The organism is Moorena producens 3L, from assembly GCF_000211815.1.
In the GTDB taxonomy this organism is placed as follows: domain Bacteria; phylum Cyanobacteriota; class Cyanobacteriia; order Cyanobacteriales; family Coleofasciculaceae; genus Moorena; species Moorena producens.
Genome location: NZ_GL890966.1, coordinates 45,234 through 54,257, shown reverse-complemented (window position 1 = coordinate 54,257; position 9,024 = coordinate 45,234). Strand labels below are relative to the sequence as shown.

General features: G+C 44.6%; 9 protein-coding genes. 7 read left to right on the top strand and 2 right to left on the bottom strand.

Annotated elements, in window-relative coordinates:
• The 3 genes from LYNGBM3L_RS27235 to LYNGBM3L_RS27225 all read left to right on the top strand — a co-directional run.
• Nucleotides 1-837 (top strand): RNA-guided endonuclease InsQ/TnpB family protein (locus LYNGBM3L_RS27235; RefSeq protein WP_008189007.1); only part of this gene is annotated, 837 nt, incomplete at its 5' end.
• 678 nt (nucleotides 838-1,515) lie between these two features.
• The gene (locus LYNGBM3L_RS27230) at nucleotides 1,516-2,292 is read left to right on the top strand and encodes an LmeA family phospholipid-binding protein (RefSeq protein ID WP_008189000.1); all 777 of its coding nucleotides are present in this window, start codon (nucleotides 1,516-1,518) and stop codon (nucleotides 2,290-2,292) included.
• 132 nt (nucleotides 2,293-2,424) lie between these two features.
• A complete protein-coding gene (locus tag LYNGBM3L_RS27225; RefSeq protein WP_008188998.1) occupies nucleotides 2,425-3,057 on the top strand; it encodes a GerMN domain-containing protein in 633 nt (210 codons plus the stop codon).
• A 185-nt stretch (nucleotides 3,058-3,242) separates the two neighbouring features.
• Here the strand turns inward: LYNGBM3L_RS27225 and accB are convergent, their stop codons facing one another.
• Together accB and efp are read right to left on the bottom strand one after the other, a co-directional pair.
• Nucleotides 3,243-3,767, bottom strand: a complete 525-nt coding sequence (gene accB, locus LYNGBM3L_RS27220) for an acetyl-CoA carboxylase biotin carboxyl carrier protein (protein WP_008188996.1) — start codon at nucleotides 3,765-3,767, stop codon at nucleotides 3,243-3,245.
• Between the two features lie 152 nt (nucleotides 3,768-3,919).
• On the bottom strand, nucleotides 3,920-4,477 hold the full coding sequence (gene efp / locus LYNGBM3L_RS27215) for an elongation factor P (RefSeq protein ID WP_008188994.1): 558 nt from the start codon (nucleotides 4,475-4,477) through the stop codon (nucleotides 3,920-3,922).
• Nucleotides 4,478-5,069: 592 nt separating this feature from the next.
• On the opposite strand from efp, the gene LYNGBM3L_RS27210 reads away from it, so the two are divergent.
• From LYNGBM3L_RS27210 to LYNGBM3L_RS41910, 4 genes are all read left to right on the top strand, one after another.
• Entirely contained in the window at nucleotides 5,070-6,221 is a 1,152-nt protein-coding gene (locus tag LYNGBM3L_RS27210; RefSeq protein ID WP_008188990.1) for a peptidylprolyl isomerase, read from the top strand.
• Nucleotides 6,222-6,448: 227 nt separating this feature from the next.
• Nucleotides 6,449-7,630 (top strand): thiamine-phosphate kinase, encoded by a 1,182-nt coding sequence (thiL, locus tag LYNGBM3L_RS27205; RefSeq protein ID WP_008188988.1) that lies wholly within the window; start codon nucleotides 6,449-6,451, stop codon nucleotides 7,628-7,630.
• A 176-nt stretch (nucleotides 7,631-7,806) separates the two neighbouring features.
• Nucleotides 7,807-8,643: an Rpn family recombination-promoting nuclease/putative transposase gene (locus LYNGBM3L_RS27200; protein WP_008188986.1), complete on the top strand. Its 837-nt coding sequence runs from the start codon at nucleotides 7,807-7,809 to the stop codon at nucleotides 8,641-8,643.
• 147 nt (nucleotides 8,644-8,790) lie between these two features.
• On the top strand, nucleotides 8,791-9,021 hold the full coding sequence (locus LYNGBM3L_RS41910; protein ID WP_131827126.1) for a hypothetical protein: 231 nt from the start codon (nucleotides 8,791-8,793) through the stop codon (nucleotides 9,019-9,021).
• The last annotated feature ends 3 nt before the right edge of the window (nucleotides 9,022-9,024 follow it).

Sequence of the window (9,024 nt, the reverse complement as noted above, 5' to 3'; positions counted from 1 at the left end):
CGACAAAAAGGGATTGGTAAACTTAAATTGATTGGGACGTGGGATTTGGCATTCTATCGAGTTAAACAGATTAAGCGAGTGAGACTGGTTAGACGAGCTGATGGTTATTATTGCCAATTCTGTATTCAAGTAGATGTCAACGTTGATGTTGAACCGACAAAGCACAACGTTGGTTTAGATGTCGGACTCAAAGAGTTCTACACAGATTCAGATGGCAATACTGAACCCAACCCACGATTCTACAGAAAAAGCGAGAAACGGATGAAGTTCTATCAACGTCGCGTTTCTCGAAAGAAAAAAGGCAGTGCTAACCGTAAGCGCGCCATTAATAAGCTAGGACGTGTACACCTCAAAATAAGTAGGCAACGTGAAGAACATGCTAAGAGAGTAGCGCGTTGCGTAGTCCTGTCTAACGACATGGTCGCCTACGAAGATTTGAGGATTAAGAACCTGGTGAAAAACCATTGTCTCGCCAAGTCTATTAATGATGCAGGTTGGTATCAATTCAGGAAGTGGTTAGAGTATTTTGGCAAAAAGTTGGGCAGAGTAACAGTTGTCGTTAACCCTGCCTACACAAGCCAAAATTGTTCAAGTTGTGGAACAACGGTCAAGAAATCACTATCAACTCGAACCCATGTTTGTCGATGTGGATGTGTTCTAGATCGCGACCAAAATGCCGCCATCAATATTCTGAATTCTGCTTTAAGTACGATGGGGCACATCGGAACTTGGATCGATAAAGATCCCAACGCTTCGGGAGACCTGAGCACTACTGGGACTGGAGAAATCCTGTCTCAGCAACTTGGGTCGCTGAACGAAGAATCCCCCGGTTTCTAACCGTGGGGAGTGTCAAGTTATAGTGTTTCCATGGAAATTGGAATTGTGAGAAGGAAAACCAGTGTTCATCCCCTGCTCTTAGCACAGGGTTGTTCAACTGGGTTTTGGGATAAGATTAAGAGGGAATTTTCTGGTAAGTACCTGGATAGAAATAAACAGGACTTACCCCAGCCACCTGGTTATTGACGGTAATTACACCGATTTAAACCTTTGATGTATTACCATAAACCAGGGTTTAAGGGTCTTGGTGCGTAAGTCCTGATCAAGTTAACTGTGTTAAGACCTGTGTAATAGGTGTGTAAGACCTGTGAAGGCATTGAATCCCCTTCTATTGCCTGATCTGAAGTTTATTGTTCCCAAGTCTTAACAGTTAACTTGAATTTTGCTCTACTACTTACATCTGCCCTATCTCCCTTAACTGCCCTCGTTGCCTCGTAAGCATTCAGCCGTCAGCCGTCAGCCGTCAGCTTTTAGCTCACGCTACTTGAGGTGCCGTCAGCAGACTTAACTCAGCATTATTCGAATGCTTACCTCTTTTATTAAAAAGCACCTCAAGTAGCACCTCAAGTAGCGCATTAGCTGATAGCACCTCAAGTAGCACCTCAAGTAGCGCATTAGCTGATAGCTGAATACTTACCTTGCCTGACCTCACTCTTAACGTTGTGCCTTTTTTTTTCCATGGAATTTTTGACCATATTCCTATCAGGCTTAATCACTGTCGTTTCTGGGGTGGGTTTCATCCTCGACAAGGTGATCGAAAGCAATATCCGCTCCCAGCTTTCCCAGGTCGAGCAATTGCAAGTCCGAGTTAACAACACTCCCAATTACCAAATTTTGCCAGGCAAAGTAGACCAGGTTTTAATTGCTGGTAAGGGATTATGGCTGACGCCAGATATCCGGATTGGTGTCTTGGAATTAGAAACTGATCCGATTGACCTTGATATAGAGAAGGTCCGTAAAGGTGGTAAAGACTCACTAGCGAACTCTCTGAGGCAACCGCTACAAGCTGGAGTGCGTCTAGTTTTAACCGAGTCAGATATTAACCAAGCTCTAGAGTCGCCGGAAGTTATAGAAGTATTAAACGATTTGATCAATGCTGTGATCAGTCGTGGCAGTAGGCGTTATAAACTACTGAACTCACAAGTCAACTTCCTAGATAACAACCGTATTTATTTACAAGTGACATTGCAGCAAGGAGATAATCAACCCCTAGAGATTATATTAAACTCCGGTGTGGGCATCCTGACCGGGAAAAGCATACAGCTAATTGAACCCAAGTTGTCGGTTGATGGGAACCCACTCCCTCCTCAGATAATCAAGTTATTTGTTGGTAGTCTTAGCCAGCGCTTAAATCTGAGCAATATCGAAGATGAAGGCATCACAGCCCGTATCTTACAATTCCAGTTAAGTCCTAGTGAATTAGAATTAGCAGCATTTGTCCGGATCAAGGAATAAAGCGTGTTAAGTATGAAATATCAAAGATGAAGGATGAAATATCAAAAATTCAATTTGGTTTCGTGCCACTAGTCAGATCTGATCACAGTAAATCAAATTACAGTAAATCAACCTTTTGATTAATCAGTTATTATGCATGACCAACAAGACGATCGTGGTATTCCTCTCGGTGTGATTGCCAGTATTTCCATCCTAGTCTTAGCAGCAGCAGGTGGAGGTAGCTGGTGGGCATGGCGTTCACAGCAATCTTCGTCTGTGACAACAACTACACCCAAGTCATCTACACCCAAGTCATCTCAGACTATACAACCCACAACTGAAAAACCCTCAACTAAGGAAAAAATTCAGGTTTATTGGCTCAATGATGTTGATAACCAAATTGTTTTAAGTCCCAGTTCAATTCCCTTAAATAATAAGACCCTTAACAAAGGTGAGATCTTAGAGAGCGCATTCAACAGTTTATTGGCTGGGCCGACCAATGGCACATTTACGACCACTATTCCCCAAGGTACAAAACTACGGGGTGTTTCTCTCAAAAATGATGGTGTTCATGTAGACTTGTCCCAGGAATTTACCGTTGGTGGGGGCAGTAGCTCCATGAGCGGTCGTCTGGCGCAAATTGTTTATACAGCAAGCAGTCTAGACCCCAATACTCAAGTATGGATTGAGGTAGATGGGAAACAACTAGAGGTTTTAGGTGGAGAAGGCTTAATGCTTGATCAACCACTGACTCGCCAAGATGTCAATCAAAACTTCCCACTCTAGAGGTTTCCCAGCTTAGACTGCTTTGAGCAGTTGCTCACTAGCGTTGGATGAAAATTTTTCAACCGACGCTGCGGCAAATAAATATACGTTGGCAGACCTCTAATTCCCATGCCCAGCAAACCTATTTTCGCTTCTAGCAGCTATTATTAGCTTGACATCTGTGAAACCTATCTAAGGAGTAATGCTTAGTCAGGTTTAATCCGCATTAGTGCTTGACCATATTCTATTGGTTCTCCATTTGTCACCAAAATTTCCATTACTTGTCCAGTCACTTCTGCTTCAATTTCATTCATCAGCTTCATAGCTTCAATAATACAAACAGTTTGACCAGCACTAATGCGTTCCCCCACCTCCACAAAGGGGTCTTCATCAGGAGCAGGAGAGCGGTAAAATGTCCCGACCATGGGTGACTTAATTTCCTCCCACTTTTGATCTACCCCTGGTGGAGGTACTGGTGGGGTTGGTTCTGGTGTTGGGGCTACCTCTAGTACTGGGGTGGAAGTAGTGGGAGTGGAGCCGATGGGAACCGCTACGGAGCCTGTAGGGGCTTGATAAGTAGTGCTAGCTCCACCAGAATCACTGGTAGGGGTGATACTGACCCCTTTACGCACTGTGAGTTCAAAATCATCACTCTTGAGGGTCAGTTCTGTAATATCAGTTTCAGCAATAGCAGCTAACAGATCACGAAGTTGATTGATGTCTAATGCCACAATTTTTAAAAAAAGGTTAGGGTCTTGGGGCTAAAGGCTAAGGGTTAAGATTTTTTGGCATTATTTTGCCTTAGTAGTCAGCTGAGTCCATTATCTTGATTGCCATGATCTCATGATCTATTAAGAGCATCAAATCAGGGCATCAAAACAATTTACTCGCGACCTTGGTAAGAATCATTACGGGTATCGATTTTAATGCGCTCTCCTATGGAAATGAATAGAGGAACCATCACCTGAGCTCCTGTTGAAACAATGGCTGGTTTGGTACCACCAGTAGCGGTATCACCTTTAACACCAGGATCGGTATCGACTACTTCCAACACTACAGAATTGGGCAGTTCTACTTCTAGAATCTGGTCGTTCCAGGTGAGGATGTTCACTTCCATTTCTTCAGTGAGATACTTGGAGCGATCGCCAATCTGTGCTTCACTCAGACGAGTTTCCTCGAAGCTTTCCATATCCATGAAGACAAATTCTTCGCCATCTTTGTAGGTATGCTGCATGGGACGTTTTTCGAGGTTTGCCTGGGGTACTGTTTCCCCAGCCCGAAAGGTTTTCTCTACAACATTCCCTGTCTGGACATTTTTTAGTTTGGTGCGAACAAAGGCGGAACCTTTTCCAGGCTTGACGTGGAGAAATTCCACTACCCGCCATACGGATCCATCTAACTCAATGGAGACACCGGTGCGAAAGTCGTTACTAGAAATCATTAACCTGCTAACTCGGGCAGAACAATCGGCATCTTATTTTACCCTTGAGAGGTTGAAGGTTGAAAGTTGCACTTTGGAGGTTAACCTAAAGATTTGTCCCAAAGTGGTGCGGCAAGGGACTTGCCAAACTTAAACTAAACGATACTGTTGGCCAATCACCTCAAAGCTAGTGAAATCGATGGAGGGATAGGGACAGGGGGAGAGGGTGATCACCTGGCTAGCTCAGTGGTTTATTGGTGTGATGGGCGCGGGCCCCAGCTGAAAGGGCGTTGCTGAATCTTCGCGCTGAATAGCAGTAGAGTGGGCATCCTGCCCGCCCGAAAATAAGCATGAAACTGGCAAGATGCCAGTTCCACGCCTGATGCCCATTCCACAGGTGCGACCCAAGGGCGCGAGCAATCCCTCGCGCCCTAGGAGGCGCGCACCTACTATTAAAATCATTCCATTATTAAGCAACGCTGCTGAAAGACCCACGCTAATTGAGAAACGGTATCATAAACTTCCTTGACATGGGAAGATATGAGATGAAGTTTTGATACGTTGTGGATCAGCCTTGACCCCACTGGTGTAATGCTTGGGGTAATTATTGTTTATGAAACTTTTAAAGATTTCTTTGCCAGATTGGTGGAAACCCTTGACCAAGACTACCCTCTTGGGGCTGCTGTTAATGTCCCTTTCCCTAGGTCTGAGTGGAGCTTGGTGGAACTTTAAGTTTAACTTTGGTAATCAAGAACCTGCTCGTGAAAGTCGATTACCAGGGGGTAATGCCATTACTGATGGTAGAGCTTTGTTGCGCTATGCCCTACCGATAGATAATCAGCCAGTGCGGAAAATACAAGCCAGTTTGGAGGATATTTCTCAACAAATGCGGGGAAAACGCTGGAGTCCTATCACCAGCGATATTACTAAAGCTGCTGTGGTTTTAACTAGTAGTGATCAGAAATTGCTAGCGGACATTCCAGATGCCAGAAAACCCCAAGGCGAAGCCCTAATTGCCCAGATCCAAGCCGAAATTGCTAAGATTCGAGAAGCTGTGGAGGCTAAAGACAAGGAAAGAGTCTTGATTGAGCGCGGGATACTCTTGGATCAAGTAGGGGAACTGGAACAATTGATGGTAGAGGAGTTTCCCTTTGAGGTACCCCCAGAGTATAGTAACTTACCTCAACTTAAGGGTCGCGCTACCGTGGAAATGACCACAGAGGAAGGTTCCTTGAGAATGGTGGTAGATGGTTACAATGCTCCAGTCACCGCCGGTAACTTTGTGGATTTGGTACAGCGGGGTTTCTATGATGGTCTAACCTTCAACCGTGCTGAAGATAACTATATCCTGCAAGCAGGAGACCCTCCAGGAAAAGCGACAGGCTTTATTGACCCAGAAACTGGTGAATACCGAGGGATTCCCATAGAAATCATGCTGAAAGGGGACTCGGAACCGGTTTATGAGTTTACCCTGGAAGAAATTGGTCGTTATCGTGAGCAACCTGTGCTACCTTTCTCTGCTTTTGGTACCCTAGCAATGGCACGTCCTGCAGAGGATCCCAATGGTGGCTCTTCTCAGTTTTTCTTCTTCCTGTTTCAACCAGAACTTACCCCAGCTGGTATCAACTTTATGGATGGGCGCTATTCTGTCTTTGGCTATGTTGTAGAAAACAAAGAGTTACTCAGACAGCTCAAACGAGGGGATGTAATTGAGTCGATGAGAGTTATTGATGGGATTGAGAATTTAGTTGAGCCGCAGGCATAGCTATCCTATCGGTTATAGCGCTACGCCCAAGGCAAGAGGCAAGAGGCATGCTAGCAATAGCTGAATATAATAGCTTTTGCTGCTTTTATAAATGTCAAACACCTTAATGCTTAGTGCTATAAGCGGTCAGCTCCTAAGCGGCTGCGGCGAAGCCAGGGATAAGCTTGATTAATTACCTTTAGCTCCGTTTATGCCAGTCAGAAGTATCAATCATTGATCGTTGTCTCGTGACCCTTGAATTAATAAAAGATATCGGAGAACAAGGTCTTCTAGAACGGTTACAGCCTTTCTGTCCACCAGGGGTTGTCGGGGATGATGGAGCGGTAATTCCCCCTCCAGAGTCTGGTCAATCCTTGGTGATTACTACAGATGTTTTAGTGAATGGGGTGCATTTTAGCGATCGCTACGGTGGGGTAAGCCAATGCACTACTAGTCCAGAAGATGCTGGTTGGCGTGCTGCTGCTGCTAATTTGTCTGATTTAGCTGCGATGGGAGCATCCCCCCTAGGCATTACGGTAGGCTTAAGCCTGACAGGGGATGTAGCGGTTAGCTGGGTTGAGAGACTTTACCAAGGCATGACTCAGTGTTTAAACCAGTACAATACACCAATAGTCGGAGGAGATATCTGTCGCTCGCCGGTTATTACTATTGCTATCACTGCCTTTGGTCAAGTCTACCCCGACCAAGCTATCCGCAGAACAGGTGCTAAGGTGGGACATGCCATTGTGGTGACAGGTGTTCATGGTGCTTCCCGGGCTGGACTAGAATTACTCCTCAACCCAGATTTCGGCAAACACTTAAGTCCAGAGGAACGACTATCTTTGATTAAAGCTCACCAGCGTCCCCAACCCAGACTTGATGTTGTATCTTTACTCACGTTACAGGTTAACAGGTTGAAGGTTGAAAGTTGGAACTTTCAACCTGATAACTTTCAACCTGATAACTTTCAATCTGATAACTTTCAACCTTCAACCCTTCAACCTTCAAACCTTCAACCTTCAAACCTTCAACCTTCAACCCTTCAACCTTCAACCCTTCAACCTTCAACCCTCCAACTATCCATTGCGGGTATGGATAGTAGCGATGGTTTAGCAGATGCTATTGTACAAATTTGTGGTGCCAGTGGTGTTGGTGCAGAGATTGATCCTAACCGAATTACCCTACCTCCAAGCTTCAGTAAATTGGTGTCTCCAGAGCAAGCTTTGGATTGGGCGTTGTATGGTGGTGAAGATTTTGAATTAGTGCTATGTTTGCCCACTGAAGCTGCTGAGGAATTAGTGGCACAACTGGGGGAGGGAGCAGCAGTAATTGGCAAGATTACTAGTGGTAATGAGGTCTGGTTGAAAGATAAGACTGGTACTTATGCTGATCAATTGCTGAGTTTAAATAAGGGATTTCAGCATTTTTGAAATTTTTCCCTTAGAAGTGATTAACCGGATTTACTATTATTCCTTATGTATCTGATCTCAATCAGACTTGGTCAGGTATCATAACTTGACTCAATAAACAAGATCCAGGTGCGATCAATTTTCTGGTTCAGATTCACTACACTGTCTGAGATAGTATTAACTTTGAACAATTTGCCTTGGCTTACGATAATATCTGCAAATACCTAGCAGAAGAATACCCATCGGAGTTTTTTCACTGGCTATTGGGTGAAGAACCTAGAGATATTCAGGTACTTAAAAGCGAATTGAGTAGTGAACCAATTCAAGCTGATGCTCTGACTTTACTCCAAAGTACAAACCAAATTCTGCACCTAGAATTTCAAACCTTACCCCAATCCGAGCCACCATTACCATTTCGGATGTTGGACTATTGGGTCAGATTACATCGCAAGTACCGATGTCCGATTGAGCAGGTGGTAATTTTTCTAAAGTCTACGACCTCACAGATGGTATTTACTAACGAGTTTAGAGATACTAACACCTGGCATCGTTATCGGATAATTCGTCTGTGGGAGCAAGACCCATTACCACTATTGGCCAATCGGGCTTTGTTACCCTTGGCCACTTTAGCCAGGAGTAATCGGCCTAATCTATTGTTGGAGCAAGTCGTTGCTGAAGTCGATAGAATTGAAGAACAAGGTCAACTCCGAACCCTAGCGGCCTGTGTGGATGTACTGGCTGGTTTGCGGTTTGATAAAGATTTAATCCGTCGATTTTTGAGGGAGGAAGTTATGGAAGAATCAGTCACCTATCAAGATATTATCCAAAAGGGAGTCCAAAAGGGAATCCAGCGCGGCAAGCAGGAGGGAGTCCTATTAATTGTGATGCGTTTGCTAACCCTGAAGTTAGGTTTACTTGACCCTGGGCTCCAACAGCAGATTGAGGGATTATCGATTACTCGATTGGAGGAATTGAGTGAAGCCTTGTTGGATTTTGAGACAGCAACGGATTTAGCGCTTTGGTTGGAGCACTAGGGAATAGGGAATAGGAAAAAATTCGGCGTTGCTAATGTCTTGGCGCTGAATAGGAGTAGAGTGGGCATCCTGCCCGCTCGAAAATATGTGGGCATCCTGCCCGCTCGAAAATAAGCATGAAACTGGCAAGATGCCAGTTCTACCAACATGCCAGTTCTACCAACATGCCAGTTCTACCAAGATGCCAGTTCTACCAACATGCCAGTTCTACCAACATGCCCATTCCAGAAAACTCTTAAAATCATTCCATTATTAAGCAACGCCAAAAATTCGGTGTATCTCAATATCCCTACTCCCGACTCCCTACTCCCTTTTCCCAGCATCCCCTGTCAAAGAAAATGCTGCCCAATAATAAGGATGGGGATATTTTTCCCGTAAGTC